This is a genomic window from Nisaea sp. (genome assembly GCF_965216895.1).
In the GTDB taxonomy this organism is placed as follows: Bacteria; Pseudomonadota; Alphaproteobacteria; order Thalassobaculales; family Thalassobaculaceae; genus Nisaea.
The window spans coordinates 3,262,909-3,289,646 of the sequence record NZ_OZ244205.1 but is presented as its reverse complement, the minus strand read 5'-3'; the positions used below and the strand labels follow the sequence as shown (position 1 = coordinate 3,289,646).

The 26,738-nt window shown below is 64.5% G+C and carries 27 protein-coding genes and 1 tRNA gene; 9 read left to right on the top strand and 19 right to left on the bottom strand.

Going from position 1 to position 26,738, the window contains the following annotated elements; all coding sequences use genetic code 11:
* Nucleotides 1-141 precede the first annotated feature (141 nt).
* Both ACOOE1_RS15765 and ACOOE1_RS15760 read left to right on the top strand, forming a co-directional pair.
* Nucleotides 142-1,836: a diguanylate cyclase domain-containing protein gene (locus ACOOE1_RS15765; protein WP_420403152.1), complete on the top strand. Its 1,695-nt coding sequence runs from the start codon at nucleotides 142-144 to the stop codon at nucleotides 1,834-1,836.
* Nucleotides 1,826-3,121, top strand: a complete 1,296-nt coding sequence (locus ACOOE1_RS15760; RefSeq protein WP_420403151.1) for a DUF2336 domain-containing protein — start codon at nucleotides 1,826-1,828, stop codon at nucleotides 3,119-3,121. The genes ACOOE1_RS15765 and ACOOE1_RS15760 overlap by 11 nt, the downstream gene beginning before the upstream one ends.
* A gap of 39 nt (nucleotides 3,122-3,160) precedes the next feature.
* Here the strand turns inward: ACOOE1_RS15760 and ACOOE1_RS15755 are convergent, their stop codons facing one another.
* The 7 genes from ACOOE1_RS15755 to rpmH all read right to left on the bottom strand — a co-directional run bounded on the left by ACOOE1_RS15755 (nucleotide 3,161) and on the right by rpmH (nucleotide 8,015).
* On the bottom strand, nucleotides 3,161-3,478 hold the full coding sequence (locus ACOOE1_RS15755; RefSeq protein ID WP_420403150.1) for a hypothetical protein: 318 nt from the start codon (nucleotides 3,476-3,478) through the stop codon (nucleotides 3,161-3,163).
* Nucleotides 3,479-3,844: 366 nt separating this feature from the next.
* Nucleotides 3,845-4,753 (bottom strand): acetylglutamate kinase, encoded by a 909-nt coding sequence (gene argB, locus ACOOE1_RS15750; protein ID WP_420403149.1) that lies wholly within the window; start codon nucleotides 4,751-4,753, stop codon nucleotides 3,845-3,847.
* 17 nt (nucleotides 4,754-4,770) lie between these two features.
* Nucleotides 4,771-5,409, bottom strand: coding sequence for a ribosome biogenesis GTP-binding protein YihA/YsxC (yihA, locus tag ACOOE1_RS15745; RefSeq protein ID WP_420403148.1), 639 nt, complete (start codon nucleotides 5,407-5,409; stop codon nucleotides 4,771-4,773).
* A gap of 7 nt (nucleotides 5,410-5,416) precedes the next feature.
* Complete coding sequence (yidC, locus tag ACOOE1_RS15740; protein ID WP_420403147.1) at nucleotides 5,417-7,171, bottom strand: membrane protein insertase YidC; 1,755 nt, start codon at nucleotides 7,169-7,171, stop codon at nucleotides 5,417-5,419.
* On the bottom strand, nucleotides 7,171-7,452 hold the full coding sequence (yidD, locus tag ACOOE1_RS15735; RefSeq protein WP_420403146.1) for a membrane protein insertion efficiency factor YidD: 282 nt from the start codon (nucleotides 7,450-7,452) through the stop codon (nucleotides 7,171-7,173). Before yidD ends, yidC begins: the two co-directional genes overlap by 1 nt.
* The gene (gene rnpA, locus ACOOE1_RS15730) at nucleotides 7,449-7,826 is read right to left on the bottom strand and encodes a ribonuclease P protein component (RefSeq protein ID WP_420403145.1); all 378 of its coding nucleotides are present in this window, start codon (nucleotides 7,824-7,826) and stop codon (nucleotides 7,449-7,451) included. Before rnpA ends, yidD begins: the two co-directional genes overlap by 4 nt.
* Before the next feature lie 54 nt (nucleotides 7,827-7,880).
* Entirely contained in the window at nucleotides 7,881-8,015 is a 135-nt protein-coding gene (gene rpmH / locus ACOOE1_RS15725; RefSeq protein ID WP_193184514.1) for a 50S ribosomal protein L34, read from the bottom strand.
* A 275-nt stretch (nucleotides 8,016-8,290) separates the two neighbouring features.
* Here rpmH and ACOOE1_RS15720 point away from each other — a divergent pair, with 275 nt between their 5' ends.
* The 3 genes from ACOOE1_RS15720 (at nucleotide 8,291) to ACOOE1_RS15710 (ending at nucleotide 12,044) form a co-directional block, all read left to right on the top strand.
* Nucleotides 8,291-9,760 (top strand): dihydrolipoyl dehydrogenase family protein, encoded by a 1,470-nt coding sequence (locus ACOOE1_RS15720; RefSeq protein ID WP_420403144.1) that lies wholly within the window; start codon nucleotides 8,291-8,293, stop codon nucleotides 9,758-9,760.
* A gap of 34 nt (nucleotides 9,761-9,794) precedes the next feature.
* A complete protein-coding gene (locus ACOOE1_RS15715) occupies nucleotides 9,795-11,201 on the top strand; it encodes a sensor histidine kinase (protein ID WP_420403143.1) in 1,407 nt (468 codons plus the stop codon).
* Between the two features lie 114 nt (nucleotides 11,202-11,315).
* Entirely contained in the window at nucleotides 11,316-12,044 is a 729-nt protein-coding gene (locus tag ACOOE1_RS15710) for a helix-turn-helix domain-containing protein (RefSeq protein WP_420403142.1), read from the top strand.
* 9 nt (nucleotides 12,045-12,053) lie between these two features.
* On the opposite strand, the gene gpt is transcribed toward ACOOE1_RS15710, so the two are convergent.
* The 3 genes from gpt to ACOOE1_RS15695 all read right to left on the bottom strand — a co-directional run bounded on the left by gpt (nucleotide 12,054) and on the right by ACOOE1_RS15695 (nucleotide 14,101).
* Nucleotides 12,054-12,551: a xanthine phosphoribosyltransferase gene (gene gpt, locus ACOOE1_RS15705; RefSeq protein ID WP_420403141.1), complete on the bottom strand. Its 498-nt coding sequence runs from the start codon at nucleotides 12,549-12,551 to the stop codon at nucleotides 12,054-12,056.
* A 109-nt stretch (nucleotides 12,552-12,660) separates the two neighbouring features.
* A complete protein-coding gene (locus ACOOE1_RS15700) occupies nucleotides 12,661-13,044 on the bottom strand; it encodes a DUF4864 domain-containing protein (protein WP_420403140.1) in 384 nt (127 codons plus the stop codon).
* Between the two features lie 181 nt (nucleotides 13,045-13,225).
* On the bottom strand, nucleotides 13,226-14,101 hold the full coding sequence (locus tag ACOOE1_RS15695) for a hypothetical protein (protein WP_420403139.1): 876 nt from the start codon (nucleotides 14,099-14,101) through the stop codon (nucleotides 13,226-13,228).
* A gap of 686 nt (nucleotides 14,102-14,787) precedes the next feature.
* Here ACOOE1_RS15695 and ACOOE1_RS15690 point away from each other — a divergent pair.
* Nucleotides 14,788-14,864, top strand: a tRNA-Arg gene (locus tag ACOOE1_RS15690).
* Between the two features lie 145 nt (nucleotides 14,865-15,009).
* On the top strand, nucleotides 15,010-15,519 hold the full coding sequence (locus tag ACOOE1_RS15685) for a response regulator (RefSeq protein WP_420403138.1): 510 nt from the start codon (nucleotides 15,010-15,012) through the stop codon (nucleotides 15,517-15,519).
* 7 nt (nucleotides 15,520-15,526) lie between these two features.
* Here ACOOE1_RS15685 and ACOOE1_RS15680 read toward each other — a convergent pair whose 3' ends face one another.
* From ACOOE1_RS15680 to ACOOE1_RS15640, 9 genes are all read right to left on the bottom strand, one after another.
* Nucleotides 15,527-16,513, bottom strand: a complete 987-nt coding sequence (locus ACOOE1_RS15680; RefSeq protein WP_420403137.1) for a zinc-dependent alcohol dehydrogenase family protein — start codon at nucleotides 16,511-16,513, stop codon at nucleotides 15,527-15,529.
* Nucleotides 16,514-16,527: 14 nt separating this feature from the next.
* A complete protein-coding gene (locus ACOOE1_RS15675; RefSeq protein WP_420403136.1) occupies nucleotides 16,528-18,345 on the bottom strand; it encodes an isocitrate dehydrogenase kinase/phosphatase AceK regulatory subunit in 1,818 nt (605 codons plus the stop codon).
* Nucleotides 18,342-18,554 carry a hypothetical protein gene (locus tag ACOOE1_RS15670; protein WP_420403135.1) on the bottom strand — a complete coding sequence of 71 codons (213 nt, stop codon included), beginning with the start codon at nucleotides 18,552-18,554 and terminating at the stop codon, nucleotides 18,342-18,344. Before ACOOE1_RS15670 ends, ACOOE1_RS15675 begins: the two co-directional genes overlap by 4 nt.
* A gap of 89 nt (nucleotides 18,555-18,643) precedes the next feature.
* Nucleotides 18,644-19,519: a 3-hydroxyacyl-CoA dehydrogenase family protein gene (locus ACOOE1_RS15665; protein WP_420403134.1), complete on the bottom strand. Its 876-nt coding sequence runs from the start codon at nucleotides 19,517-19,519 to the stop codon at nucleotides 18,644-18,646.
* Nucleotides 19,520-19,605: 86 nt separating this feature from the next.
* Nucleotides 19,606-21,393 (bottom strand): acyl-CoA dehydrogenase, encoded by a 1,788-nt coding sequence (locus tag ACOOE1_RS15660; protein ID WP_420403133.1) that lies wholly within the window; start codon nucleotides 21,391-21,393, stop codon nucleotides 19,606-19,608.
* A 16-nt stretch (nucleotides 21,394-21,409) separates the two neighbouring features.
* Nucleotides 21,410-22,162, bottom strand: coding sequence for an SDR family NAD(P)-dependent oxidoreductase (locus ACOOE1_RS15655; RefSeq protein ID WP_420403132.1), 753 nt, complete (start codon nucleotides 22,160-22,162; stop codon nucleotides 21,410-21,412).
* A 14-nt stretch (nucleotides 22,163-22,176) separates the two neighbouring features.
* A complete protein-coding gene (locus ACOOE1_RS15650) occupies nucleotides 22,177-23,367 on the bottom strand; it encodes a thiolase family protein (RefSeq protein WP_420403131.1) in 1,191 nt (396 codons plus the stop codon).
* A 115-nt stretch (nucleotides 23,368-23,482) separates the two neighbouring features.
* The gene (gene arsJ, locus ACOOE1_RS15645; RefSeq protein ID WP_420403130.1) at nucleotides 23,483-24,748 is read right to left on the bottom strand and encodes an organoarsenical effux MFS transporter ArsJ; all 1,266 of its coding nucleotides are present in this window, start codon (nucleotides 24,746-24,748) and stop codon (nucleotides 23,483-23,485) included.
* The gene (locus tag ACOOE1_RS15640) at nucleotides 24,745-25,758 is read right to left on the bottom strand and encodes an ArsJ-associated glyceraldehyde-3-phosphate dehydrogenase (protein WP_420403129.1); all 1,014 of its coding nucleotides are present in this window, start codon (nucleotides 25,756-25,758) and stop codon (nucleotides 24,745-24,747) included. Before ACOOE1_RS15640 ends, arsJ begins: the two co-directional genes overlap by 4 nt.
* A 103-nt stretch (nucleotides 25,759-25,861) precedes the next feature.
* Between ACOOE1_RS15640 and ACOOE1_RS15635 the strand changes: the two genes are divergently transcribed.
* A complete protein-coding gene (locus tag ACOOE1_RS15635; protein WP_420403128.1) occupies nucleotides 25,862-26,215 on the top strand; it encodes an ArsR/SmtB family transcription factor in 354 nt (117 codons plus the stop codon).
* Entirely contained in the window at nucleotides 26,212-26,730 is a 519-nt protein-coding gene (locus tag ACOOE1_RS15630) for an arsenate reductase ArsC (protein WP_420403127.1), read from the top strand. Before ACOOE1_RS15635 ends, ACOOE1_RS15630 begins: the two co-directional genes overlap by 4 nt.
* The last annotated feature ends 8 nt before the right edge of the window (nucleotides 26,731-26,738 follow it).

The window sequence follows — 26,738 nt, the reverse complement described above, 5'->3', positions numbered from 1 at the left end:
TGTTATCTTTCATCGCCCTAAAGTGACCATTCCGGTCGGCGCGGGCAAGCTTCACGGCGGCGCGGACCGGAGACGGGACCGGTGGGGGAAATTGATGTGACTGGACTAGAGGGCGATAGTGACTCGCCACTCGGAGAGGATTTGGCCGAATTGGCGGAAACCGATTCCAAGAGACTCCTCCGGCTTCTGGAGGATGGCGCACCATTGTTCGATTATCCGGGACCGGTCCTGCTCGTCGATTCCGAGAAGAAGGTCGTCGGTGCCAATCCTGCGGCAATGTCGCTGGTCCACGGCATCCTGTCCGGCACGGCGCTCTCGATCACGGCCCTGGTCAGCGCGACATTGTCGAGCGGCGGCAGGCCGCAGAACATGAAGATCCTCGACGAGGAGGCCGGGCGAACCACGGACATCACCGCCCTGCCGGTCGATGGCGGGCAATATGTCCTGCTCTTCGGCCGGGATATCTCGCTCGACCAGAATTTGCGCAATGCCCTGGTCGAATCGCGCCAGCGCTACAAGGATCTGGTCGAGATCTCCAGCGATTTCGCCTGGGAAACCGATGCCGACGGAAAGTTCGTCTTCGTCTCCACGGCGGGCGCGCTCGGCTACGAACCGGACGAGCTGGTCGGGCGGGTCGCCGACGACTTCGTCAGCAAGCTGGACGGCATCCAGATCGTCACCCCTTTCCGCGCGAAGGAACCCTCGACCGGCATCGAGTTCCGCTTCCGCCGGGCGGACGGATCGGTCGCCGAGCTCGAGGCGTCCGCCGCTCCGCTCCATACCGAGGAGGGCGAATGGCTCGGCGCCCGCGGGGTCTGCCGCGACGTCAGCGAGGCGCGGCGACGCGACGCGGCGCTGGCCAAGGCGCGCAACCGCGAACGTCTGATGGCCTATATCGTCCGCACCATCCGCGACGAGCTTGACCCGAAGGCGATGCTGGCCTCCGCTGCCCGCGCCATCGCCCGGTCGCTCGCTTCCGACGGCTGCGTCATCTGCCGCCGCAGTACGTCGGGCGAATTGGTGGCCGCCGCCGAACTCGGCGATCCGCCGGAAACCTTTCTCGCGGACCTGCTTGCCGCGGAGACCAAGGGCCTGACGCCAACCACGATCAACGATCCGGACGGCGCGCATATCATCGCCGTACCGACGGATTATCACCAGCGCATCAACGGCGCGGTGGTGCTTTGGCGCGATCATGTCGGCGGCGCCTGGAACGAGGACGACGCCGCCCTGATGAAGGAGGTTTCCAACCAGATCGGCATCGCGATCGAGCAGGTTGCCTCGCACGAGAATCTTGAACTGCTCTCGACCACCGACCCGCTCACCAAGCTGCTCAACCGCCGTACGTTCCAGGAACGGCTGGACGGCCGCCTGCAGAAAACCGGGGCGGGCGGCGCGCTGGTCTATGTCGATCTCGATAACTTCAAGCTCGTGAACGACAATCTGGGTCACAAGAAGGGTGACGAAGTACTGCTCGACGTCGCCGCGATGCTGCATGGATGTGCCGGGAAGGACGACATGCCGGCCCGTCTCGGCGGCGATGAGTTCGTGATCTGGTTCGACAATGCGGACAGGGACAAGGCGCGCGAGAAGGCCGAGCACCTCCTGCACTCCGCCGGCGCGCTCGCGAAGTACGCCGTGGATGAGAAGCGCAAGGTCGGCATGTCCATCGGCATCGCCTGGATCGCGCCCGGCGGCGGGGTCCCTGCGGAAAATGCGGAAAACCTGATCGCCCGCGCGGACGAGGCGATGTACGAAATCAAGCACGGCGGCAAGAACGCCTACACTTTTGCCCCCGACCCGGACGTCAGCGGAGACGGCAACAATGGCCAATAAGCCCACGCGACGCATGAGCGACGCGGACAAGGCCGCGTACGAGCAGGCCAAGAGCATCGCTTCCAGTACCAACCTGGCGGAACGCCGCCGCCTTGCGGAAGATCATCTGACTCCGCCGGAGATCCTGTTCTTCCTTGCCGAGGACGACAACAGCGAGGTTCGCGAGGCGGTCGCCGCGAACACCGCCACGCCGCGCCATGCCGATCAGTTCCTGGCAAAGGACGAGAGCGAGGACGTCCGCTCCATCGTCGCCCGCAAGGTCGCGGCGATCGCGCCGAACCTGAGCTCCGAGCGCCGGGAAAGCATCCGCAAGCTGACAGTGGAAGTGCTGGAGACCCTCGCCCTCGATCATGTCGACCGGGTCCGCGCCGTTCTGGCCGACGCGGTGAAGGAGCTCACCGACGCGCCCCCGGAGGTCATCAGCCGCGTGGTCGAAGTGCTGGCGCGCGACACCACGCTTTCGGTCTCCGGCCCGATCCTCGAACATTCGCCCCTGCTGGCGGACGAACTCCTGGTCGAGATCATCCGCAACGAACCCGTCGCCGGCGCGATTGCCGCCATCTCTCGCCGCCAGGCCGTTTCGGAGGCGGTGTCCGATGCGGTCATCGGCGCCGAGGACGATGCCGCCATCGCCGAACTGCTCGGCAACCAGTCGGCTCAGATCCGCGAGGAAACGCTGGACGAACTGATCGAGAACGCAACCGACCGGCCGGTCCTGCATCGCCCGCTGGTCACGCGGCCGAAACTGCTCGGACGTCACGCCCTCAGCCTGGCGCGGTTCGTCGGCTACGCCCTTGTGGCCGAGCTCAGCAAGCGGACGGATCTCGGAGCCGAGGCCTCGGCCCAGCTGGCACGCGAGCTCGAGCGGCGTCTGGAAGAGAATCCCGGGCTTGCGGACGGCGTCGAGGAAGGCGAAGCCATCCTGACAGGGCGCGACCGCGCGAAAATGATGTACGAGAACGGGACATTGACGGAGGACGTGGTGCGGGACGCGGTCAGCGAAGGCAAGCGTCCCTTCGTTCTCGCCGCGCTCGAATGCGTCTCCGGCCTGGCCGAGGGCGCGGTGCATTCGCTCGCCTCCTCGATCAACCCGAAAGCTGTTGTCGCCCTGGTCTGGAAGGCCGGCTACAGCATGGATTTCGCGCTCCAGCTCCAGCTCCGACTGGCTAACATTCCGCCGGAGAAAGCACTGAAGCCGACCGAAGACGGGGGATTCCCCCTCAACGAGGATCAGTTGTCCTGGCAGATCGAACTGGTCAGCGAAACGACGGAGGATGAAGACTAGGCGGAAGGGCCAGCCTTCATCTCCGGGCTGCTGGCACGCTCACGACGCGACTTCGGCCTTCGGGAGCGGCGTTTTCTCTTGCTGCCAGTCTTCGCCGGCCGCAATCACGCAGGTCGGTCCGCCGGGAATCGAAATCGCGATGGTCCAGGTTCCGTTCTCGGAACTGAAGACTTGAACGAGATTTCCGCCACCGTCGAAACCGAAGGCGGAGACCGTTTCGCCGTATTTCTCGCCGAGCTGGGCAACAAGGTCGCCGTGTTTGGTGCAGAGTTGCGGCTGCATCGCTTCGGCCGATGTCGCGCTCACGAGCAATCCCGCCGCGACAACGGCGAGTCTTGCGCAATGCCTGGACAGCATGTTCATTCTTCCAACCATACCATCCTCCTTTCTGAGGATCGCGCCGGCCCCAAACAAAACTCACAAAAGACTGACGTCTAAATTCACTCTCGACAGCCTCTCAATCAAAGTCATCGCTACTATTTCTACATAGTATTTATTTACGAAAAGAAAATATCGGTCGGTTTTCTCTACACCATTCGTTAACCATAAACATTCAAATGGCCGCAGGAACGGCACGCAAAACGGCAACTAAGGTTACGGTTTAACTTGAAAATTTGGAGAAGCATTAGTCATGCCACAAACGGACAAGAGCCGCCGCAGGCCTGATAGCCCGTGCTCACGATCGCGTGAAGACTGCATTTCCAACCAGGGATGCAGGCGCTCTCAGCGGCGTATGATCGTACCGACGCCGTGCGGGGTAAAGAGCTCCACCAGACAGGCATGCGGAACGCGCCCGTCGAAGATGACCGCGGCGCGGGCGCCGGTCTTGATGGCTTCGATGCAGGTTTCGATCTTCGGGATCATACCGCCGGAGATCGTCCCGTCCTCGATCCGGGCCCGCGCTTCATCGACCGAAAGTTCCGGAATCAGCTTGCCGTCCTTGTCCAGCACGCCGGCCACGTCGGTCAGCAGCAGGAATCGCGCGGCATCCGACGCGGCGGCGATCGCCCCGGCGGAGGTGTCGGCGTTGATGTTGTAGGTCTCGCCGCCGGGGCCGAGTCCGATCGGAGCGATGACCGGAATCAGGCCGCCCCCGGAGAAATTCTTCAGAATTTCGACATCGACGCTGGCCGGCTCGCCAACCAGCCCGAGGTCCAGAACCTTCTCTATGTTGCTGTCGGGATCGACCTTGGTCCGCTCCATCTTGCGCGCGGTGATCAGATTGCCGTCCTTGCCGGAGATGCCGATCGCGCGGCCGCCGGCCGCATTGATCGCGGCGACGATGCCCTTGTTGATCGAGCCTGACAGCACCATCTCGACGATCTCGACCGTCGCGGTGTCGGTCACCCGCAACCCGTCAATGAATTGGCTCTTGATCTTGAGGCGGTCCAGCATCTTGCCGATCTGCGGCCCCCCCCCGTGCACCACGATCGGATCCATGCCGACCTGTTTCAGCAGCACCATATCGGCGGCGAAGGACTTGAAGAGCTGCTCGTCCCCCATGGCATGACCGCCGAACTTGATCACGACCGTCTTGCCGCTGTAGCGGCGCATGTAGGGCAGCGCCTCGGTCAGGATGTCGGCCTTCGAGAGCCAGGTCTGGCGCAGCTCGGTCAGAGACGGTCCGGTCATGGTCATCCTCCCCTCATTCAGGACGCGGCGAGCGCCGCCAGCGCCGCCCGCAGTTCCGGAATACCGGTCCCCTTCTCGGCGCTCGTGCACACGATAATGGGATGCGCCGCGACATGCGTGCGCAATTCCGCTTCCGTGTCCGAAATGATCTTGTCGAGTTCGGCCTTCTTCGGCTTGTCGATCTTGGTCAGGACCACCTGGTAGGACACCGCGGCCTGATCCAGCATGTCCATCATCTCCCGGTCGGTATCCTTGAGACCGTGCCGGGAGTCGATCAGCAGCAGAACCCGCTGAAGCACGGTGCTGCCCTTCAGATAATGCCGCAGCACGTGATTCCAGGCGGCTACCTGGCTCTTCGAGACCTTTGCGTAGCCGTAGCCGGGCAGGTCGACGACCATCAGCCGGCCGCCGAGATCGAAGAAATTGAGCTGCTGGGTGCGGCCGGGCGTGTTGGATGTGCGGGCGAGCGTCTTCCGCCCGGTCAGCGCATTGACCAGGCTCGACTTGCCGACATTGGAGCGCCCGGCGAAGGCGATCTCCGGCAGTCCCGCATCCGGCAGATGGTCGAGGGTGGCCGCGCCCCAGACGAACCGGCATTCCTGTGCAAAGAGGCGGCGGCCCGCTTCCAGCGCTTGCGCGTCCAGTTCGTCTTCCATGCCGTGACTACTTCACGCCCATGCGCCACATGATCAGGCGCTGCTGGGCGATCGAGAGCAGGTTGTTCCAGGCCCAGTAGATCACCAGACCGGCCGGGAAGGAGGCGAGCAGGAAGGTGAAGAAGAACGGCAGGAACATGAACACCTTGGCCTGGATCGGATCGGCCGGCTGCGGGTTCAGCTTCTGCTGCAGATACATCGTCAGGCCCATGATGATCGGCCAGACGCCGATCAGCGGAATGAAGGCCGGCGGCGTCCACGGGATCAGGCCGAACAGGTTGAACAGCGTGGTCGGATCCGGCGCCGAAAGGTCGTGAATCCAGCCGTAGAACGGCGCATGGCGCATTTCGATCGAAACGAACAGAACCTTGTAGAGCGCGAAGAAGACCGGGATCTGGACCAGGATCGGCAGGCAGCCGGACGCCGGATTGACCTTTTCCTTCTTGTAGAGCCCCATCATCTCCTGGTTCAGGCGCTGCTTGTCGTCGCCATACTGTTCGCGCAGGGCCTGCATCTTCGGCGTCAGCTCGCGCATCTTCGCCATCGACTTGTAGGACTTGTTGGCGAGCGGGAAGAAGACCAGCTTGACCGCCACGGTGAAGACCAGGATGGCGATGCCGAAATTGCCGACCAGTCCGTTGATCCAGGAGAGCGCATAGAAGAACGGCTTGGTCAGGAAATAGAACCAGCCGAAATCGACCGCGAGATCGAAATTTGTGATGCCGTATTCCGCCTCGTAGCGGTCGAGGAGGTTCACTTCCTTGGCGCCGGCGAAGAGACGGACCTCGGCTTCGGCCGCACCGCCCGCCGGGACGGCGCGCGCAGCACCGAGATAGTCGGTCTGATAGCGATCGTCCTGCTGGCGGATGGTATGGGTAAAGCGGTATTTGACCGTCTCGTCCTGCGGCGGCACCAGCGCCGAGAGCCAGTACTTGTCGGTGATACCGATCCAGCCGCCGGTGGCGGCGACCTCGACCTTGCCGTCTTCCTGCAGATCGTCGTAGTCGACCTCTTTCAGGGTCTCGTCGAACACTCCGAGCGGGCCTTCATGCAGGATGTAGAACCCGGCCGTCGTCGGTGTACCGCCACGCGACAGCAGACCGTAGGGGAACAGGGTGACCGGCTCACCGCCGGTGTTCCGCACCTGCTGCTTCACGGTGAACATGTAATCGTCGTCGATCGCATAGACGCGCTCGAAGACCAGGCCCTCGCCGTTGTCCCAGGTAAAGGTTACCGGCTGGCCCGGGCTCAGGACCTCGCTGTCCGCGGTCCAGACGGTGCTGGCACCGGGCACCTTCGTGCCGGCATCCTCCGGCACCCAGCCGAACTCGGCATAATAGGATTTCGGCGCGCCGACCGGCTTCAGCAGGTGGATGTTGTCGCTGTCCTTGTCGAGAGTCTCGCGATAATGGGTCAGGATCGTATCATCGATGCGGGCGCCGACCGGCGAGATCGTGCCGCGCATGCCGGGTGCGTCGATCCGCACCCGCTTGGGGTCGGCGGCGATCTCGCGCCGGGCCTTCGCGGCATCGGCCGGCGACAGACCGCTGGCAGCGGGGCTGACGCCGCTCTGGCCAGGCACCGCGGACGGGACGGCGGACGGCGCCGGGGTGTTCGAACCTGCCGCCGGACCGGATGCCGCGATCTCGGCCTGCCGGGCCGCTTCCTTCTCGGACTTCGGAACCTCGTAGAGAAACTGAAAGCCGACCAGGATCGCCACGGACAGCACGACAGCGGCAATCAGATTCTTCTGCTCGTTCATTATTCGGCCCGACATTCTTGTTGTGTTTGGGAAGCGACCCCGCCCCGTTCGGGGACCGGATCATAGCCACAGCCGCCCCAGGGATGACAACGGAGAATCCGTTTCAGGGTCAGCCACGAGCCGACAAACGGCCCGTGCCGGCGGATCGCATCCAGCCCGTAGCGCGAACAGCTCGGCTCGAAACGGCAATTGGTGCCCAGCAGAGGCGAGACGAACAGCCTGTAGGCAAGGATAAGGCCGCTGAGCAGCCAGACCAGAGGTGCGGTGATGACACGGGTCACGGCCGTGTCTCCTCCTTGAGGGCGCCGACCTTGGAAAGCGCACGTCTCAGATCGGCGACGAGACCATCATACGATCTGCTGAGAGTGTTGGCGCGCGCGATCAGGACGAATTCGTGCCCCGGTGCGGCCATCGTGTTCAAGACATCATGAACCACGGCTCTCAGCCTTCGTCTTGCGCGGTTTCTCTGGACCGCGCCGCCGACCTTGCGGCTGGCGGTATAGCCGACCCGCAGCGGGCCGTCATGGTCCGGCTCAAGCGCGCGGGCCTGAAGCACCAGTCCCTGGGTCACGGCCTTGCGCCCGATGCGGGCAATATTGAGGAATTCGCTGCGCTTTTGCAGGCGCTCCAACGTTCCGGAGGACGGGTTGCGCATGACAAGAACGCTTTCCGAATGCGTGCCGCCCGGCCGAAGCCGGGTTGCAGCATTTTAGGCGGACAGACGCTTGCGGCCCTTGGCACGCCGGTTGCGAATGACATGACGGCCTCCGACGGTCGCCATACGGGACCGGAAGCCATGGCGGCGCTTGCGTACGAGGACGCTCGGCTGATAGGTGCGTTTCACGGGAATTCTCCGTCGACGTAAAGATAGCAATCTCGCGAGTGCGGGGCTGTATATAGAACTGCCCTGCGCGAGTCAACGCGGGCGCGCGTATTTGCACCGGGCCCGGCGCCGCGACAACCTTTTTTTGCCGCCGCCTCCGTCTGTTGTATCCTGACGCTCTGCTTCTCCGCTCACGCCAAGGTGACTGGTTGTGGCTCGACCGGCGCGCGAGATGAGTGTCTTGGAAAGGGCGAAAGGAAATTCGCTACTCTTTCCAGCTTCCGAGACGAGGGCTGATGCCGAAAGACATGGAGACAGATGTGCCCGCGCACCTGACGGATGACAAACCCATCGAGACCGATATCTGCGTCATCGGCGGTGGCTCGGGCGGTCTGTCGGTTGCGGCCGGCGCCGTTCAGATGGGCGCCCGCGTCGTTCTCTTCGAGCGCGGACGCATGGGCGGCGACTGCCTGAACTACGGCTGCGTGCCCTCGAAGGCCCTTCTGGCGGCGGGTCACGCCGCCGCCGCCGCGCGGAGCGCCGATCGCTTCGGCGTTTTCCTTCCCGAGCCCGAAATCGACTTCGCCCGCGTCCACGCCCACGTGCACGACGTCATCGCCGGCATCGCGCCGCATGATTCCGTCGAGCGCTTCGAAAAACTCGGCGTGCAGGTGATCCAGGCTACCGCCCGTTTTACCGACGGACGCACGGTGTCCGGCGGAGGCTTCCGGGTGCGTGCCCGGCGATTCGTGATCGCCACCGGATCGTCCGCCGCGATCCCGCCGGTCGCGGGGCTTTCGGAGACACCCTATCTCACCAACGAGACGGTATTCGGGCTGACCGAACGCCCCGCGCATCTGCTGATCATCGGCGGCGGGCCGATCGGCTGCGAGCTGGCCGAGGCGCACCGCAATCTCGGCTCCGAGGTCACCGTGATCGAAGCGGCGAAAATGCTCGGCAACGAGGACCCCGACGCCGCGGCCCTGATCCGCGCGCATCTCGAGGAGATCGGCGTGACCTTGCTCGAAGGCACGCTGGTGAAGGAAGCCTCCGGCAGCGACGGCAGCATCGCGCTCTCGGTCGAGACGGCCGGCAGCCGTCAAGAGATCCGGGGCTCCCACCTGCTTGTTGCTGCGGGCCGCCGTGCCAACCTCGACGGGCTGGGTCTCGAGGCCGCGGGCATCGAGACCACCGGGACCGGGATCACGGTCGACGCCGGCCTGAAGACCAGCAACCGGCGGGTCTATGCCATCGGCGATGCCGCCGGCGGACTGCAATTCACCCATGTCGCCGGATATCACGCCAGCGTGGTGATCCGGAACGCATTGTTCCGGCTGCCGTCGAAAGCCGACATGAGCGCGGTCCCGCGCGTCACCTACACCGATCCCGAACTTGCCCAGGTCGGCCTTCTGGAACAGGAGGCACGGTCGAAGCATGGCGAGAAGCTGAGGGTCCTGAAATGGACCTATCAGGAGAATGACCGCGCCCGGGCGGAACGGGCGACCGCCGGCTTCATCAAGGTGGTCGCACTCAAGAACGGTCGCGTCCTCGGCGCGACCATCGTCGGCCGGAACGCCGGCGAGCTGATCCAGTGCTGGGGGCTCGCGATCAGCCAGAAGATCAAGATCGGCGCCATCGCCTCCTCTATCGTCGCCTACCCGACTCTCGCCGAAATCGGCAAGCGGGCTGCCGGCTCCTTCTTCACGGAAACCCTGTTCAGCCCGCGGATGCGCAAAATCGTCCGTTTCCTTGCCGCCTTCGGCTAAACTCCGTCATCGGTTACTGCCGACGGACGCGTGCATGTTGAGTTTTGCGAACAGCCTTTCCTTCCGGCTGCTGCTGCTGACGGTCTTCTTCGTGATGGTGGCGGAGATCCTGATCTATACGCCCTCCATCGCGCGATACCGGTTGAGCTATCTGCAGGAGAAGCTTGCCGAAGGCCATCTCGCCGCGCTGTCGGTGAAGGCCGCGCCGGACGGAATGATCACGGAAATGCTGACGCGCCAGCTCCTCGATCATGTCGATGCCTACAGCGTGGTCGCGAACGACGAGTCGAACTTCATGCCGATGCTGCGCCGTCCGGAGGTGCCCGAGGTTGATATCGCCGTCGACCTGCGCGAGGTCGGCGTGGTCGAACTCATCCTGAACGCCTTTTCCACCCTCGCCGAGACCGGGGACCGCGTGATCCGGCTGCACGGCCAGTCGCCGCGCGATCCGGAAATCTTCGTCACGATGATCATCGACGAGGCACCGATGCGCATGGAAATGCTCGATTTTTCCTGGCGCATCCTCACGCTCTCGGTGGTTATTTCACTCTTCACCGCGGCTCTGGTCTTTCTCTCGCTGCGCTGGATGATGGTGCTGCCGATGCAGCGCATCACCACGAGCATGATCGCCTTCCGGCAACGGCCCGAAGACCCGACTTCCGACCTTCCGACGACTGCCAGGCGGGACGAGATCGGCATCGCGATCCGCGAGCTCGCGGGGATGAAGCAGGGAGTCCGCCGCGCCCTGCGCCAGAAGACCCGCCTCGCCACGCTCGGCATGGCGGTGAACAAGATCAATCACGACCTGCGCAACATGCTGGCGACCGCGACCCTGGTCTCGGACCGGTTTGCGGAAAGCTCCGACCCGTTCGTGCGCAAGGCGGTGCCGCCTTTCCTGCGCACCATCGACCGCGCCGTGAAGCTCTGCTCCGACACCCTGAACTTCACGCAGGAATCCGTTCCGCTGATGACCGAGCGCGTCACGCTCAAGGTTCTGCTGGACGGAATCCTCCCCGAACTGAGGACGGCCCTCGACGAGGAGGAGCTGATCATCGAAATCGATGACGTTCCCGATTGCACGCTCACGATCGACCAGGACCAGATCTACCGGATCTTCGCCAATCTGGCCTCGAACGCCGCGCGCGCCGGCGCAACCCTGCTCCGTATCGGGTTCGAACAGGACAGCGGATCGCTGACGATCCGTTTTCAGGACAACGGCCCCGGCATCTCACCTCCGATCCGTGAAAAACTGTTCCTTCCCTTTCAGCTTTCCGGACATAGCGGGGGATCGGGTCTCGGCCTTGCTATCGCGCGCGATATCGCGCTGGCCCATGGCGGCGCACTGTTCCTGGAGAGAACCGGAGACGCCGGCAGCATCTTCCACCTCGAACTTCCCTGCCCCGAGACGGAGCGCATCCGAACCCGCTCCCACGCGGCGTGATGACGCGACGGGAGTCGCTTCCACCGACGCCCCCTACACGCTAGTGTGACCGGGAGAACGAGGCTGAAACGGCTTGCGCGAAACACGTTCAACAGCCCCAGGCTGGAGCATTCCATGGCGAACGTATTGGGAGAGATGAACGCAGCGGCGACCCTTCAGTCGCCTTGCGACGATTGCGATATCCGCGATCTTGCAATCTGCGGGGCCTTGCGTACGAACGAAGTCCAGCGTCTGAACCGGATCATGACAACGATGGATCTCGCGGCGGGAGATCCGATCGTGGACGAGGGCGAGCCTTCGGATTTCGTCTATACCCTGACCACAGGCGCTGTCCGGCTGTACAAACTGCTCGCCGACGGCCGCAGGTCGGTCACCGGGTTTCTGTTTCCGGCCGATTTTCTCGGCGTTTCGATGCAGCACACCTACAGTACGAGTGCCGAAGCCATCACACCGGTAACGCTCTGCCGCTTCCAGCGCACCGAACTCGGGCGCCTCATGGAGGAAATCCCGACACTGGAACGCCGGCTGTTCGCCCGGGCGACCGAAGAACTCTCCCTGATGCAGGAACAGATCGTGCTGCTCGGCCGCAAGTCGGCGGCCGAGAGAGTCGCCTCCTTCCTGCGCGGACTTTCGGAACGGCAGGTGAAGCGGCATCTCCCGGCGAACCCGGTATCCGTCCCGATGACCCGGACCGACATTGCCGACTATCTCGGGCTCACCACGGAGACCGTCAGCCGGACCATCACCCAATTCAAGAGCAAGGACCTGATCTCGGTGGAGAACGCATCGCGGATCAGGATTGTGGACAGAGACCAGCTCGACGATCTGGCCGAAGCGAACTAGCGCCCGGCGCTAGCGCCGGAGCGAGGAAATCGGCTCGACCGGACGCGGCTCCAGATCCCACGGGAAATGGATCCAGGTGTCTTGGCTGACCTCGGTCACGAAGGTATCCACCAGCGGGCGGCCCGCAGGCTTAGCATAGACCGTTGCGAAATGCGCCTGCGGCAGCATCGCGCGCACGGCCTTCGCGGTCTCGCCCGTATCGACCAGATCGTCGACGATCAGCCAGCCGGCTCCGTCGCCGGCGATCTCGCATTTCTTCATGACCTTGATCGTCCCGCGCTCCTTGTCGTCGCCTTCGACGCCATAGGAGGCGACGCTGACCGTGTCGATGATGCGGATATTGAGCTCGCGGGCAACGACCGCCGCGGGCACCAGCCCGCCGCGCGTGATTGCAACAATTCCTTCGAACGGGCCCACCTCGGTCAGACGCCAGGCCAGTGCCTTGGCTGTGCGGTGAAGCTCTTCCCAGCTCACGGGAAAGGACTTGTTGAAACTGTCACTCGACATGGCTGGCTTCCATTGCGGTCACTGAATGATCCGGCGACATAGCGCGCCTCTCCGATTTCCGCAACGCCCAATAGATTTCCGGCAGTGGTGAGCGGCGGAAAACCGGCGGCTAGACCGCTTTGGCGGCGGCGCGGATCATTTGTACGCCCGCAATGCGCCAGGATCCGTCCTTCTGCTGCTCCATCTCGTAGGCGGCGAGATAGGCAAGGCCGTCCGGTCCGATGAAGAACACGATCTGGACGGGTCGCGGCCCCGACAGGTCCAGTTCGCGGAAACTCACCTGCTGCGGACGGTGGACGGCGCGATACCCTCCCAGAACCATGTCCCGGAACCGCTCCGGCGTGCCGAAGAGCTTCCGCAGGACCGGGCTCGCATACGTGAAGGCCTCGCTCCAGTCGTCACGCTGGAAAGCTTCGAGCTGACGGTTGATCGTGCTGCGGATCTCGGCGTCCTGGGCGGCACCGGGAGAGGCAGCGAGGAGAAGTCCGAACAACAGTAGAATTCGGCCGATGGACGAGCGCATGATCCGACCCCTTTCCAAGAGCGTTGCGCTCTGTCTACGACGGACCGGCGCTCGACGGATCAGTTCGCACACGGCGTCCGTGACACATCGCTCGCATGAAAAAGGCGCCGTCTCATCGACGGCGCCTTGATCGGGAAACCCGGTTCATGCGTCAGCGGACGAAGAGACGGACCTCGTTGCTGGATGCATCGGCCGCGGTGGTGGCGGTAAGCGCGACACGGCTCGGCGGCAGGCCCATGTCGGTCAGCGCACGGAGCACGTCCTGTGCGTTCTTCCGGGCCTTGCTGGTATCGAGCGCAACCTGCGCCGAGGACCCGGCCGACGGCGTTACCGCGACGAGGTCGAAGGACGCGTCGGGACGCCGCTCCAGCGCGCGGCTGACGGCGGTATACAGCGCCTGCTGGTAGTTCACGTTGTTGCGGTCGAAACGGATCACCACCAGCGGCCGGCGCCCGCCGGTCGCAGAGCTCAGCCCCCGACCCTGCATCGACGGTGTCGTCGTGACCTCCGCACCGCCCATGCCATAGGTCCGGGCAGCGAGGCTGGTGCCGAAGAACTCGCCGTTCTTGATCGCAAGGGCCAGCGTGTTCAGGTCGTTGCGCTCGGTCGCGACATAGCGGCTCTGGCGGCGGATATCGTCGCTGAGTTCGGTCAGCAACCGGTCGACCAGCACCACGGTGCGGTTGACGTCGTCTTCCAGGATTTCGAGCTGGCGATGATCCTCGTCCACGGCGCCGGAAAGGCCGAAGGCGGCCCGCGTCGCGTCGAGCAGATAGGTCGAGAGCGCGGCGTCGGCGGCAACCCGGTTCGAGAGGTCGTTCATGTCGCCGATATCGGCATTGACCTGCTCCAGCAGCCCCTGGGACTGGTTCCATGCGGAAACCAGCATCGGGTTGCCGGGCGTGGTACCGACCTGAAGGCGCGAGCGGATGCCGGCGACCGACTGGTGATAGGTCTGAGCATTGCCGATGGTGCGCTGGCGGATGTTCTGCAGGTCCCCGTTATGGGAGCGAATCGACTCCTGCAAGCGCCGCAAATCATCACGCAGCTGCACGACCTTGTTGCCGACGAACGTCCCGGTCGCCGCGCCCGGTCGGGGCGGCTGAACTTCGAAATTCGTGGTGTTGAGCGCAGGCGGCTGGCCGCTGGCGATAACCGGCTGTCCCGACTCTTCACCAGCGGAGGGCGCGATCGCAACCTGCGTCGGTGTCTGATTCGCCGCGGCGGGATCTTCACCTGAAAGGCTTGGCCACAAAGCGTCGGATGAGAAAGAACAGCCTCCGAGAAGGAGAGCCGTTGCGCCCAGGACAACGAGCGACGAGCGATTAAGAACCATAGGACGCTGTCACCTTGTAAATAGGTGTTATGTTTGCCGCGGTTTCAGGTAGATCCGTTCGACCGACCAATGCCGACCCCCCTAGCAATTTGCCCCGGCTGTCCCGCCCCAAGGACAGAACGCCTCTCTTCCCACGTTCCCCGATTGTACGGGGTATTGTAGAAAGAAAGAAGCTTGCCGACGCAGTCCCCCACTGATGGTAGCCGCAAGCCGCGAAATTCGTAGGGATAGTAACCAAAGCCAATCGGCCCTACAAGTTGTTTTGCCAAACGATTCCGTAAGATACGCGGCGGAAGATTCCCTGATATAAGCGCTTGCGTTTCGAAATCGCCTTGAGTATGTTCCGGCCTCCTTCGGGGGCGGCACGCCTCCTGGGGGCGCCCGTAGCTCAGCTGGATAGAGCGCTTGACTACGAATCAAGAGGTCGGGAGTTCGAATCTTCCCGGGCGCGCCATCTCCTCCGACAGAGCCCCCAAAAAATTTTGCCCTCGCAAAGGCTTGGCCGAAAGCCGCTTGTTTTGCGCGTTTTCGCAAACCAAATCTTAATTTGTTTGTGGTCAAGTTCCCCGATCCGGAACGAGATTCTAGGGCCTGAGCCTATGGATACACTTTCCAAGAACGACGTGCAGAATCTTCGGGCCATGGTTGTCGAAGACGACAAGCCGACACGTCAACTCGTGCGCAGCTTCGTCGAGCATCTCGGTTTCACCGACGTCGTGGAAAACGAGAATGCGGCACAGGCATTGAGAGATCTGACCCGCCGTCACTTCGACCTCATCGTGACCGACCTCGAGATGCAGCCGATGGACGGCTGGGAGCTGCTTGAGCGAATCCGGCACGACCCGACCATCACGAACCCCTATGTTCCGGTGGTCTTGGTCACCCAGCACGCCGACCGGGAATCGGTTCTGCGTGCCCGAGATTCCGGCGCAAGCGCGTTTGTCGCCAAGCCGGTGAACTTCCCGAATCTCGACCGCACCATCACGGCTGTTCTGTCCGACAGCCGCCCCTTCGTCAGGTCGGACGACTATGCCGGCCCGGATCGGCGTCGTCAGGACAAACTGCCAAAGAGCGGCAAGTATCAGCGCGAATCCGATTACAAGTGGTGAGCGGCCGTCATCGGGGCACGAGCACGGCCGCGCCCTGCAGACGCCCCTCGCGCAGATCCGACAGCGCCTCGTTCGCTGCCTCGAGCGGATAGGTCCGCACGCTCGTCCTGACCGGCACCCTGGGGGCCAGGTCGAGGAACTCCAGCGCATCGCGCCGCGTCAGGTTAGCGACCGAGACGACTTTCTTTTCCCGCCAGAGAATATCGTAGGGGAAGCTCGGGATATCCGACATGTGGATCCCGCCGCAGACCACCGTGCCGCCGGGCCGGACGGCCCTGAGGGCCAGCGAAACGAGATCGCCGACCGGCGCGAAGAGGATCGCGGAGTCCAGCTCTTCGGGCGGCAATTCGTTCGAATCCCCGGCCCAGACAGCGCCGAGCGACCGTGCGAACACCTTCGCCTCCTCGTCCCCCGGCCGCACGAACCCGTAGATCTTCCGCCCCTGCCAGAGCGCGACCTGGATCAGGATAAGCGCCGCCGCCCCGAAACCGTAGAGGCCGAGCCGCCGGCCCTCGCCAGCCATGCGGAGACAGCGATAGCCGATCAGGCCGGCGCAGAGCAGCGGCGCGGCCTCTTCATCGGAGTAGAAATCCGGAATCGGAAAACAGTAGCGGGCATCGGCGACGAGATAATCGCCATAACCGCCGTCCAGCGTGTAGCCGGTGAAGCGCGCCTCCGGGCAGAGATTCTCCTGCCCCTCCCGGCAATAGCGGCATTCCTGACAGGTCCAGCCGAGCCAGGGAACCCCGACCCGCCGACCCATGGCCAGCTCCGTCACGCCGCTGCCCACCGCCTCGACCGTCCCCACGACTTCGTGGCCCGGCACCACGTGCGGCTTCGGCGCTGGCAGGTCGCCGTCCACGACATGCAGGTCGGTGCGGCAGACGGCGCAAGCATGGACCCGGACCAGGACCTCTCCCGGTCCCGGTTCCGGCCGTTGACGCTCCGCCTCCTCCAGCGGTTTTCCCGCTTCGCCGATTTGCATGACCCGCATGCCCGCTTCTCCCGTCACGTCCCAGGGTTCAACCTGCAGGCCTCGCGATATGGCGTCAGCCGCGGCACCTGGCCCCGTTCGAGCCGCCGCTGCATGTCGGTCCAGTAATCGAGCGTCAGCAGTTCCCCGTGCGCATCGCGGAAGATCCGCCTCAGATTGCGGCCCTCGATCCGCAGGTGGGTCTCCAGCTCCTCCGGCAGGAAGATCACGCCCTCCTCGAAGAACCAGTCGGGAATGTCCTCCTCGCCGTCGAACCGGCCCTGGTTGGTGCGCACCTTCACGTCCGTCAGGTCCTCGATGGCGTCGTAGTCGAAGAGATAGACCTTGAGGATCTTGCTGACCCCGTAATTCCGCCCGTCGAGATCCTTGTTGAAGATGTTGGCGGCGGCATTGTTGGCGATGCACTGGCCGAGATTGCCGATCGCGATCCTGGCCTGCTCGTCGCCCGCCTGCGCCATGAAGACCGGGAAGGGCGTCATCTTGATCTGCACGATGAGATGGCGGAACAGCAGGCCGGCCCCGGTCTGGATCACGTTCTCGCCGGCATTCTCCAGGATCTCGCGGCGCAGATCGTCGGTGAAGTAGTCCGCCGGCAGGGTGACGTTGTAATAGATCACGTTGTCGAGCATGGAGCCGGCCCGGTTGATCTCGTGCACCCGGCTGTATTTCTGCAGCACCGAGCGCACGCCGGGGAACCTGCCCCATTTGTAGCCGGCCGTCGGATGATCGCGAATCACCTTGGCGACATAGCCGAGGGAGGGCGCGGAAAACCCGATGGCGACCGTGCCGCGCGGACCGATCGCGTGGTCGAGGCGCTCGCCGCTCTCTCTCAACTCCCGCTCGATCTGCCGGATCACCGCGATCTTGCCGATATGGTTGTAGCCGATGGTCGAGTATTGCAGGCCGTGCGGCCGGTCCGGCATCAGCTCGAAGAGAAAGGACGCCAGTTCGTGGTAATGCTCCGAGGTGACGTGAAAATTGGCCAGCGTCGAACTGAAGACGTATTGCAGGTCACCGGAGCCGAGGATCACCGCGTCGACATGGATGCCGTCCGTCTCGTTCAATAGCGCAATCCCCAGCGGCACCGGATCGCCGTCCTCGACCAGCAGGCGGCCGACCAGGTAGGCGCCGCGATTTCGGTAGAATCCCGCATCCGCCATCTCGATCGCCCGGATCCGGCGCGCGCCGGCGGCCGCCGCGAGGATTCGCGCCGCGACCGCCCCGGCATCGCCCTCGAGATCGCGCCAGCCGCGGGAGAAATCTGCCAGGGTCAGCACCGGCACGAGATGCCCGGCCCCAAGCGGGCCGTCGACCTCGAAGATCCGGGTCACGACCGGATGGGGCGCCTTCGCCTCGTCCCGTGCCCGGGTGCTGGAATAGGTCGAGGCGCGCCACATCCCGGCATGGACCTGCCGCCGGACGGAATTCAGGAAGGCATAGGCGAGATCGGCATGGTAGAGCCCCTCGATCAGCGGCAGGTAGCGCTCCTCGACCTCCGCCCAGAATGCGTCACGCCCCTGCACGTCCGGGCAATGCAGCAGGATGACCGGCACCAGCGCCTCGACGGTGGCGCCATAGATCCCGAGCCGTTCCTGGCTGAGCGCGATCGAGGCCGGCCAGTCCCGCGCCTCGAAGGCGGCCCTGGCGAGCCCGGCGATCTGCCGGAAGCGCCGGTAATAGTCGGTGAAGGCGCCGTGGATCAGCGCCGCGACGGACTCGATCCGTTCCGCCTCGCTGGCAGCCGCCTCAAGCTCTTCCTGCGCCGCCGCAGTAATGGTCGGCGTCCGGAGCGTCATGGCGCCCCGGCGGATCGACTGGGCGGCCTCGCTCACCTGGCGGCCGCCCGGTACTCGCAGCGCGGCAAGCGGGCATCCGTCTCGGAGCCGTCCGGGCAGACATTCTGGCAGTTGCCCATGCCCTCGCAGAGCGCCGCGGCGGCATTCCGGCCGGTCTGCATCCAGTCGATCGTCGAGCAGCCCGAAAGCGACGCGATCAGGACGAAGGAACCGCAAAGAAATCCGAGTCTGCTGCAGTGTTTCATGGCTCGGTCCTCCCGGACGGAAGCCTACCGCAAAGCAAAACGGGCGGCCACAAGGACCGCCCGCCACAAGCGCGAAACAGGCATTCGGATCAGCCGACCCGCTTGCCCTTCTCGTCGTAGCGATACCAGCCGCGGCCGGCGCGGCGGCCGTGACGGCCGGCGGCGACCACCTGACGCAGGATCGGGCGCGGATGGAAGCGCTCGCCATAGGCCTCGTGCAGGATTTCGGCGACCTGCAGGTTCAGCGTGTTGGAGATATTGTCCATCAACTCGAACGGACCGACCGGATGGCCGAGGCCGAGCTTGCAGCCGGTATCGATGTCTTCCGGCGTGCAGGCGCCTTCCTCGACCAGGCGCAGCACCTCGTCCCACATCGCGAAGAGGATGCGGTTGACGGCGAAACCGACCACGTCCTTCACGTCGATCGGCGTCTTGCCCGCTTCGACGCAGGCATTGCGTGCCGCCTCGATCACCGCGTCGTCGGTATCCATGCCGCGAATCACCTCGACCAGTTTCATCCGGCTCACCGGCGAGAAGAAATGCAGGCCGCAGAAACGGGACTGGCGCTTCTCGGAGAAGTATGAGGCCAGAACCGAGATCGAGATGCTGGATGTGTTGGAGGCGATGATGGCGTCGTCCTTGCAGACTTCGTCGAGGGTCTTGTAGACCTCGGCCTTCACCTTCTCGTCCTCGAACACCGCCTCGATCACCAGGTCCCGATCGCCATAGCCCGAAAGGTCGGTGACCATCTTGATGTTGCCGAGCGCGGTCGCCATGTCCTCTTCCGCCCAGAACTTGCGGGCGACGCCGGACTCGAGCGTCTTTTTGATGCCGGCCTCGGCCTTGTCCAGGCGCGCCTGTTCCGGCTCCATGATCATCACATCCTTGCCCGCCATGGCGAAGACGAGCGCGATCTCCGAGCCCATCATCCCGGCGCCGACGACGCCGATCTTGTTCACTGACATCCCATTCTCCTCGAAGGTCTTCCGTTCGATGAAATTCGCTGGCAGCCTTGGTATAGGCTCGCCCGCGGCGGTTCAAGCGATCCCCGCTAGAAAGACTCGCCGCGCATCCTGAAAACGGTGTCGTCGCCGGACTCCAGCAAGCCGAGCAGCGGCTCCGCGCGCGGCAGCAGCCAGGCGAAGACGAAGCGGCAGGTTTCCAGTTTTCCGGTGAGGAAGGCTTTCTCCTCGGCGCCGGCAGCGCCCGCGAGAAGGTCTTCGGCGGTAACCGCCTTGTCCAGCCAGACACGGGCGAGGCAGATATAGCCCGCGGCATCCATGAAGGCGGCGGCATTCGCCAGCGTCCGGCGCGGATCGTCGCGCAAAGCCCCTAGCAATCTCTCCGCAAGCTTTGCAAAGCGATCGGAGATCGTCTCAAGCGCCTCGGCGAGACCAGTGAGATCCTTCACCATTTTCGCCGCCGCGACGGTCTTCGAGTTATCCTCCCGGAACAACTCGAAGGAGCGTCCGTCCGCCTGCCCCAGCTTGCGGCCCATGAGATCGATCGCCTGGATGCCGTTGGCGCCTTCGTGGATCGGGTTCAGCCGGTTGTCGCGCCAGAACTGCTCCACCGGAAAGTCCCGCGTGTAGCCGGCGCCGCCATGAATCTGGATCGCCGCGTCGTTCGCCTCCAGCGCGCGGTCGGAGAGGAAGGACTTGATCACCGGCGTCAGGAAATCGAGCAGCAGCCCGGCATCGCGCCGCACCGCTTCGTCGGGATGGGTGCGCTGGTCGTCGACCAGCAGCGCCGCCTCTAGGCAGAGCGCAAGCCCGCCCTCCGCCACCGCCTTCTGCAGAAGAAGCATGCGGCGGATGTCGGCATGTTCGATCAGCGGGATCTGCGGGCTGGACGCATCCTTGCCGTCCGGGTGACGGCCCTGCGGCCGCGTACGGGCATAGTCGAGGCTGTGCAGGTAGCCGGTATAGGCGAGCGCCACGGCGCCGGAGCCGACGCCGATCCGCGCCTCGTTCATCATGTGGAACATGTAGCTGAGGCCGCGGTGCCGCGCGCCGATCAGCTCGCCGATGCAGGGCGCGCCCTCGCCGAGATTGATCACAGTGTTGACGGTACCGCGATAGCCCATCTTGTGATTGAGCCCGGCCAGCACGATGCCGTTCTCAGAAGCGGGATTGCCGTCCGCATCCAGCCGGTAGCGCGGCACGAGGAAGAGCGAGAGCCCCTTCACGCCCGGCGGTGCATCCGGCGTCCGGGCCAGCACAAGATGGACGATGTTCTCCGCCATCTCATGCGCGCCGCCGGAGATCCACATCTTGGTGCCGCTGAGCGACCAGGTCCCGTCCTCCAGTGGTTTTGCCAGCGTCTGCACGTCGGAGAGGGAAGAGCCGGCATGGGGCTCCGAGAGCATCATGGTGCCGAAGAATCGCCCGTCGGTCAGCGGTGGCAGGAAGCGTTGCTTCTGGCTTTCGCTGCCATGCGCGGCGATCAGGTTGCCGGCGGCAATGGTCAGGAAGGGATAGGCGACGGTCGCGAGATTCGCCGCCTGGAAATGCGCGAAGGCCGCCTGCGTCACCACCCATGGCAGCTGCATTCCGCCCAGCGCCTCGTCGTGATGCGCGGCGGCGAACCCGGCCGCGCTGAAGGCGGCGATGGCGGGGCCGATCTCCGGATGGACGACGACCCTGCCATTCTCGATCCGCGGTTCGTCGAGATCGGCGGCGCGGTTGTGCGGACGGAACTTCTCCGCCGCAATATGCCGGGCGGTTTCGATGACCGCATCCCAGACCTCCCTGTCCTGACCCGCGAAGCGCGCACGCTCCGCCAGCCGCGCGATGCCGAGATGGTCATGCAGCAGAAAGGCGAGATCTCGCTCGCGCATCAGAAGATCCTGCACGTCAGCGGAGCGCGAAGCCGCCGTCGACGGTGACGACGGAGCCGGTCATGTAGGCGCCCGCATCCGAGGCGAGCAGCAGCAACGCGCCGTCGAGATCCTGCGTCTGGCCGAGCCGGCGCTGCGGGATGGTCTTGATCATCTGCTGGCCCGGCGGGGTCTGGAAGAATTCGCTGTTGATCGGGGTCTCGATATAGCCAGGCGCGATCGCGTTCACCCGGATGTTGTGGCGCGTAAGCTCCAGCGCCATCGCCCGGTTGAGCTGCAGCAGCCCGCCCTTGGAGGCGCAATAGGTCGAGAGCATGCCGATCACCTCGGTGCCGAGGATCGAGGCGATGTTGATGATCGAGCCGCCGCCGCTTTCCTTCATCTGCAGCGCCGCCGCCTGCGCCACCAGGAAGCAGCCCTTCAGGTTGGTATCGAGCACCTGGTCGTAATCTTCGGGCGTCATCTCCAGGAACGGCTTCTGCACCGCGATCCCGGCATTGTTCACCAGGATGTCGAGCGGCCCGAACTCCTGCGCCGCGACGTCCAGCGCCTCGCGGATCGAGACCGGATCGGTGACGTCCATGGAGACCGCGTGCGCCCGGCCGCCCGCGTCGCGGATCGTCTCCGCAAGGCTCTCCAGTTTCGCCTTCTGGCGTGCCGCGAGAACGACCGAAGCGCCGTGCGCCGCGAGGGTTTCCGCGAAGCGGCTGCCGAGACCCTGGCTCGCGCCGGTGACGAGCGCCGCTTTACCTGTCAGATCGAAGGACATGTTGCGTCTCCCTCTCAGGCGCTCAGGTTCTCGATCAGCACGGCCATGCCCTGGCCCGCGCCCATGCACATGGAGATGCAGGCATAGCGCTGGCCGGATTCCTGCAGGTGATGCATCGCGGTGATGGTCATGCGCACGCCGGTCGCCCCCGGCGGATGGCCGATGGAGATGCCGCCGCCGTAATGGTTCGTCACCGCGCGGCTGATCCCGAGTTCCTTCTCCGCATGCAGGTTGACCACCGCGAAGGCCTCGTTGATCTCGTAATAGTCGATGTCGGAGCCTTTCATGCCGCGCTTTTCCCAGAGTGCGCGGATCGCCGGCACCGGACCGCAGCCCATGATGCGCGGCGCCACGCCGACGATGGTCCAGTCGACCAGGCGCGCCACCGGCTCGACGCCCTTCGCCTCCATTTCCGCCCGGTCGCCGACCAGCACGAAGGCGGCACCGTCGGTGACGCCGCTGGAATTGCCCGGCGTCACCTGGCCGCCCTTGCGGAAGACCGGCTTCAGCTTGGCGAGTTTCTCCATGGTGATGTCCGGGCGCGGGAACTCGTCCTCGACCATCAGCCGGGTGCCCTTGCGTCCTTCCGGCACCTCGATCGGGGCGATCTGACGGGCGAGGAAGCCGGTCGCGATTGCCTTGCCGGCGCGCTGCTGGCTCATCAGGCCCCAGGCGTCCATGTCCTCGCGGCGATACTGGAAATCCTCTGTCAGGTTCTCCGCCGTCGCCCCCATCAGGCCGTGGCCGAACGGATCGCTGTAGACCGATTCGACGCTGTCCTCGAAACTCTGCGCGCCGCGGATGGCGCCCCAACGCATCTGCTGGTTCAGGAACGGGCCGCGGGAAAAATTCTCGCCGCCGCCGGCGAGCGCGATCTTGCCGTGCCCGGTCATGATCTGCTGCGCGGCGGTCAGGATTGCCTGGGTGCCGGAGCCGCAGGCGCGGTTCACCTGCAGGGCGCAGCTTTCCTCCTTCATGCCGACATTCATGCCCGCCACGCGGCCGACGTAATAACCGTCCGGATCGACAGGCAGCACGTTGCCCCAGACCACGTGATCGATGTCTTCCGGCGAGATTTCGGCATCCTCGACACAGGCTTTCGCCGCATGGGTCGCGAGCGACGAGAGCGGAATCTCCCTCAGCGACTTGCCGAAATCCCCGAACGGCGTCCGCTTGCCGCCGGCAAGCACGATTTCCTGGGCCATTATCCATCCACTCCCTTGCGCCCGAGCTTGCGGCGCGTGTTCTCGTTTGTCGGCGGCGGAACTCTGGACCGAAGCATCGGCGGGGTGCAAGTCGGTTGTCTTCGGTGCCAGGAAGTCAGGCGCGTTCCGGACGGGACGTGAGCAGCGGCAGGGTCAGCAGGACGGCGAGCGCGACCATTCCCGCCGAGACCCAGAGCGTCGCGGTCAGGCCGGCGAGCTGGTAGACGAGTCCCGAGAGCAGGGTCCCCGCGAAACGCCCGACCGCATTGGCCATGTAGTAGAAGCCGACATTGAGCGCCACCTTGTCCGCGTCGGAATAGGCGACGATCAGGTAAGAATGCAGCGCCGAGTTCACCGCGAAGACCACTCCGAAGATCAGCAGGCCGCCGATCAGGGTGACCGAGGGGGTCGGAAGCGGGACGGCCGGAAGCAGATCCGGAGATAGGCCCGCAGCGATCATGGCAGGCAGCAGGGCCAGGAAGGCTCCCCAGATTGCAGCGCCGCGGGCGGCGGCCCCGGCGTCCCTGGTCTTGCGCAGGAACCGTGGCACCACGGCCTGGACGATCCCGTAGCCGACGACCCAAACCGCCATGAAGAGCCCGACGCGATCGAAGGACCAGCCCAGCCGGTCATAGAGAAAGACCGGCACACCGACGACGAACCAGACGTCGCGCGAGGCGAAGAGGAAGATCCGCGCCGCAGAGAGGAAATTGATCTCCCGGCTCTTGGCGAAGAGATCACGTCTGGCGATCTTCGTCTTCGCCTTGCCGAGATCCGCCGTGACGGTCAGGAGCGAGGCCGCCAAGACGGCGGCCAGCATGCCCGCCATCAGGTAGAGCGAGGGCGCGAAGCCGAGCCATTGCAACATGACGCCGCCGGCGAGGAAGCCGATGCCCTTCAGGGCGTTCTTCGATCCCGTCAGGATCGACACCCACTTGAAGAGCAGCCCGTCACCCTCCGAGGCGACCACCAGCTTCACCGCCGATTTGGAGCTCATCTTGGTGAGATCCTTGGCGATGCCGGAGAGCGCCTGCGCCGCCATCACGAAGCCGACGGAGAACAGCATGGTCCAGGCCGGGTCCGTCCGGGACAGCATCAGCAGGGCGGCGATCTGCACCGCGAGCCCGGAGAACAGCGTGATCTTGAGGCCGAAGCGGGCGCCGATCCAGCCGCCGAGGAAATTGGTCACGATCCCCATTGCCTCGTAGAGCAGGAAGAGCATCGCGATATCGAGCGGCGTAAAGCCGAGCCGGTGGAAATGCAGCAGCACCAGCATGCGCAGCGCGCCGTCGGTCAGCGTGAAGGCCCAGTAGGCCGCCGTGACCGCCGCGTAGGTGCGCCCGTCCGCCGGGCGCGCACCGCTTTCCGCCGCCGCGCTCACAGACTTGCCGCCACCTTCGCGGCGAGTTCCATCATCCGGTTCACATAGCCCCACTCGTTGTCGTACCAGGCGTAGATCTTCGCCTGGGTGCCGTTCACCACCATCGTCGACGGGCCGTCGACGATGGCCGAGCGCGGATCGTCGGTGAAATCGGTCGAGACCAGCGGCCGCGCCTCGAAGCCGAGAATGCCTTCCAGCGGACCGCTCGCCGCCGCCGCGACGAACATTTCGTTCAGCTCGGCGGTGCTGGTCGCCCGGTCCAGCTCGAACACGCAGTCGGTGAGCGAGGCGTTCAGCAGCGGAACGCGGACCGCATGGCCGTTCAGCCGTCCCTGCAGCTCCGGATAGATCAGCCCGATGGCGGTCGCCGAACCGGTGCTGGTCGGGATCAGCGCGTTGAGCGCGGAGCGCGCCCGGCGCAGATCCTTGTGCGGCCCGTCGACGATCACCTGGGTGTTGGTGACGTCGTGGATCGTGGTGATCGCGCCGTGCCGGATGCCGATGCCCTCATGCACCACCTTCACCACCGGCGCGAGACAGTTCGTCGTGCAGGAGGCTGCGGTCAGCAGGTGGTGTTGCGCCGGATCATAGAGATGGTCGTTGACGCCCATGACGATATTAAGGGCCGATTCCTCCTTCACCGGAGCGGAGACGATCACCTTGCCGATACCCTTATCGTAATAGGGCGCAAGGGAAGCCCCGCTCTTGAAGCGGCCGCTGCATTCGAGAACGATGTCAACCTCGTCGCCGCTCCAGGCGCTCTCCTTCGGCGAGCCATGGGCGGTCAGCGGGATCTCCCGTCCATCCACCACGATTCCCCGTTCGGTCCAGCCGACCTCGCGGTTCCAGCGCCGGTGCACGGTGTCGAACTCTAGCAGATGCGCTGCCGTCTCCGGGCTCATCGCGGGATCGTTGATGGCGACGATCTCGATATCATCGTCCCCCCAGCGGGCGCGCAGGCCCAGCCGCCCCATTCGCCCGAACCCGTTAATCGCAATGCGCACACTCATGCCGGTCTCCCCCACCACAACGGCCACAATGGTCCGCCTCCCTCGTGAGCGGCGCAAATTAATCTTTGCAGACATTCATTTCAATGATAATTGAACTATTGAAATGAATGATTCTGACGCCATCGCCGCGCTCGGCGCGCTTGCCCAGGAACACAGGCTGGGCCTCTACCGGCTGCTGATGCAGGCCGGTCCGTCCGGCATGTCCGCCGGTATCCTCGCGGAGCGGGCCGGCGTCTCGCGCTCGAGCCTGTCCTTCCACATCGCGCAGCTCGAGCGCGCGGGACTGGTGCATGCCCGACGGCAGCACCGGAACATCTTCTATGCGGTTGAGATCGACGCGATGCGGCAGCTTTTAACATTTCTGACACAGGATTGCTGTAACGGAAATCCGGACATTTGCGGCGAGCTTGCCGCAACGGCCGCCTTGTGCGGCACCACTCCGGAGGCAAAGCAATGACCGGTGACAAGACCTACAATGTTCTGTTCCTCTGTACGGGCAATTCGGCCCGCAGCATCATGGCCGAAGCGATTCTCGACAGGGCCGGAGCCGGCCGCTTCAAGGCCTTCAGCGCCGGCAGCATGCCGCGCGGCGAAATTCATCCCTACGCGGCCGACCTGCTCAGCAACGCCAATTACGGCGTCGGAACGCTGAGGTCGAAGAGCTGGGACGAATTCGCTGCGGCGGATGCGCCGGTCATGGATTTCGTCTTCACGGTCTGCGACGATGCCGCCAACGAGATCTGTCCGGTCTGGCCGGGCCAGCCGATGACGGCTCACTGGGGCGTGCCGGATCCGGCGCTGGTCGAGGGAACGGAGGCCGAAAAGCGTTTGGCCTTCGCCGACGCGTTCCGGATGCTGAACACGCGGATCAGCATCTTTGTCAATTTGCCGATCCAGGGGCTCGACAAACTCTCTTTGCAGAAGCGCCTCGACGATATCGCCGAATCCGGCCGGACTCCCGAGACAACCTGATTTCCTGA

Excerpts from the sequence above, each read along its gene's own strand:
- ACOOE1_RS15760 (WP_420403151.1), top strand. The coding sequence starts at position 1,826 with ATGGCCAATAAGCCCACGCGACGCATGAGCGACGCGGACAAGGCCGCG.
- ACOOE1_RS15755 (WP_420403150.1), bottom strand. The coding sequence starts at position 3,478 with ATGCTGTCCAGGCATTGCGCAAGACTCGCCGTTGTCGCGGCGGGATTG.
- argB (WP_420403149.1), bottom strand. The coding sequence starts at position 4,753 with ATGACCGGACCGTCTCTGACCGAGCTGCGCCAGACCTGGCTCTCGAAG.
- yihA (WP_420403148.1), bottom strand. The coding sequence starts at position 5,409 with ATGGAAGACGAACTGGACGCGCAAGCGCTGGAAGCGGGCCGCCGCCTC.
- yidC (WP_420403147.1), bottom strand. The coding sequence starts at position 7,171 with ATGAACGAGCAGAAGAATCTGATTGCCGCTGTCGTGCTGTCCGTGGCG.
- rnpA (WP_420403145.1), bottom strand. The coding sequence starts at position 7,826 with ATGCGCAACCCGTCCTCCGGAACGTTGGAGCGCCTGCAAAAGCGCAGC.
- ACOOE1_RS15720 (WP_420403144.1), top strand. The coding sequence starts at position 8,291 with ATGCCGAAAGACATGGAGACAGATGTGCCCGCGCACCTGACGGATGAC.
- ACOOE1_RS15715 (WP_420403143.1), top strand. The coding sequence starts at position 9,795 with ATGTTGAGTTTTGCGAACAGCCTTTCCTTCCGGCTGCTGCTGCTGACG.
- ACOOE1_RS15710 (WP_420403142.1), top strand. The coding sequence starts at position 11,316 with ATGGCGAACGTATTGGGAGAGATGAACGCAGCGGCGACCCTTCAGTCG.
- gpt (WP_420403141.1), bottom strand. The coding sequence starts at position 12,551 with ATGTCGAGTGACAGTTTCAACAAGTCCTTTCCCGTGAGCTGGGAAGAG.
- ACOOE1_RS15685 (WP_420403138.1), top strand. The coding sequence starts at position 15,010 with ATGGATACACTTTCCAAGAACGACGTGCAGAATCTTCGGGCCATGGTT.
- ACOOE1_RS15680 (WP_420403137.1), bottom strand. The coding sequence starts at position 16,513 with ATGCGGGTCATGCAAATCGGCGAAGCGGGAAAACCGCTGGAGGAGGCG.
- ACOOE1_RS15670 (WP_420403135.1), bottom strand. The coding sequence starts at position 18,554 with ATGAAACACTGCAGCAGACTCGGATTTCTTTGCGGTTCCTTCGTCCTG.
- ACOOE1_RS15665 (WP_420403134.1), bottom strand. The coding sequence starts at position 19,519 with ATGTCAGTGAACAAGATCGGCGTCGTCGGCGCCGGGATGATGGGCTCG.
- ACOOE1_RS15660 (WP_420403133.1), bottom strand. The coding sequence starts at position 21,393 with ATGCGCGAGCGAGATCTCGCCTTTCTGCTGCATGACCATCTCGGCATC.
- ACOOE1_RS15655 (WP_420403132.1), bottom strand. The coding sequence starts at position 22,162 with ATGTCCTTCGATCTGACAGGTAAAGCGGCGCTCGTCACCGGCGCGAGC.
- ACOOE1_RS15650 (WP_420403131.1), bottom strand. The coding sequence starts at position 23,367 with ATGGCCCAGGAAATCGTGCTTGCCGGCGGCAAGCGGACGCCGTTCGGG.
- ACOOE1_RS15640 (WP_420403129.1), bottom strand. The coding sequence starts at position 25,758 with ATGAGTGTGCGCATTGCGATTAACGGGTTCGGGCGAATGGGGCGGCTG.
- ACOOE1_RS15635 (WP_420403128.1), top strand. The coding sequence starts at position 25,862 with ATGAATGATTCTGACGCCATCGCCGCGCTCGGCGCGCTTGCCCAGGAA.
- ACOOE1_RS15630 (WP_420403127.1), top strand. The coding sequence starts at position 26,212 with ATGACCGGTGACAAGACCTACAATGTTCTGTTCCTCTGTACGGGCAAT.